The sequence below is a fragment of the Vibrio sp. 1641 genome (assembly GCF_033339995.1).
In the GTDB taxonomy this organism is placed as follows: Bacteria; Pseudomonadota; Gammaproteobacteria; order Enterobacterales; family Vibrionaceae; genus Vibrio; species Vibrio alginolyticus.
The window spans coordinates 1-606 of the sequence record NZ_JAWOVP010000310.1; the positions used below are offsets into that span (position 1 = coordinate 1).

The 606-nt window shown below is 47.5% G+C and carries 1 protein-coding gene; it reads left to right on the plus strand.

Annotated elements, in window-relative coordinates:
• Positions 1-25 precede the first annotated feature (25 nt).
• Positions 26-606, plus strand: a 581-nt coding sequence (gene tilS / locus R7Z47_RS25705) for a tRNA lysidine(34) synthetase TilS (RefSeq protein ID WP_318130874.1), incomplete at its 3' end; no start/stop codon positions are given.

Here is a 606-nt window from a genome sequence, read left to right on the forward strand (position 1 = left end):
CTTTTTTGTACCTATCGGATCGCTTATGGAATCGCTTTACCAGCAGTTTTCTCATGTATTGAACACCTATTATCAACCTCAAACAAAGGTCGTTGTCGCGTTTAGTGGTGGTGTGGACTCGCGCTTGTTACTTGAGTTACTTCGCCGTTATCGAGAAGAAAACTCCCTCTCTTGCCACGCGGTTTATGTTCATCATGGTTTGAGTGAAAATGCGGACATTTGGGCCGATAAGTGTCAAGTATGGGCGAAACAAGCAGGTATTTCGTGCTCGGTAGAGCGTGTGAACCTAGATACCAATAGTGGTGAGAGCATTGAATCGCTGGCACGTGAAGCGCGCTATGAAGCTCTGGCTCGTCATATCAATCGTGGCGACTTATTGCTAACAGGTCAGCATGCCGACGACCAAGTCGAAACCTTTTTACTCGCGTTGAAACGTGGAAGTGGACCTAAGGGTTTATCTTCGATGGCAGAAACTATGCCGTTTGCTGGTGGCACATTAGTTCGTCCGCTACTTAACATCAAGCGCGAGCAGATAGAAGCGACGGCGAAGAACATTGGTTTGGAATGGGTAGAAGACGAAAGTAACCAAGACACGCGCTACGATCG